This is a genomic window from Stutzerimonas stutzeri (genome assembly GCF_024448935.1).
GTDB lineage: Bacteria > Pseudomonadota > Gammaproteobacteria > Pseudomonadales > Pseudomonadaceae > Stutzerimonas > Stutzerimonas stutzeri_AO.
Genome location: NZ_JAMOIE010000272.1, coordinates 1 through 545, shown reverse-complemented (window position 1 = coordinate 545; position 545 = coordinate 1). Strand labels below are relative to the sequence as shown.

Annotated in this window: 1 pseudogene; it reads left to right on the top strand. The window is 64.8% G+C overall.

From position 1 onward, the window contains the following. Positions 1-93, top strand: a pseudogene (locus tag NA637_RS25320) (type II toxin-antitoxin system RelB/DinJ family antitoxin); the annotation flags it as partial. Positions 94-545 lie beyond the last annotated feature (452 nt).

Genomic DNA, 545 nt, shown 5'->3' with positions numbered 1-545 from the left:
CCCCCTTCCGAGCTGATGCGACAGGCCTTGATCTACGTAGCTGAACGTGGGCAGCTTCCCTTCCGCCCCGTACTCATGACCGAAGAAGATGAAACGCGGTAAGGCGGATCACCCCGGTACGGCGGATCACCTTCGTACCGCGAATCGGCCACATCCGTCGGCCCGTCACCGCAACCGCGCCTGCCCTCCCGATCGTCGGATTACGCTTCGCTAATCCAACCTACGTTGACTGGACACCGCGGAACCCGGTACGGCGGATCGCTTTGCGTAGGATGGAATCGCCGGAGGCGCTTCCGTCGGTTACCGCGAACCGGCCACATCCGTTGCCCCGTCACCGCAACCGCGCCTGCCCTCCCGATCGTCGGATTACGCTTCGCTAATCCAACCTACGTTGGCTGGACACCGCGGATCGCGGTACGGCGAACCGGGGCACATCGCCACCGCGGTACGGCTGTTCGCTTTGCGTAGGATGGAATCGCCGGAGGCGCTTCCGTCGGTTACCGCGCACCGGGGCACATCCGTCGCCTACCGCGGTACGGCGGATC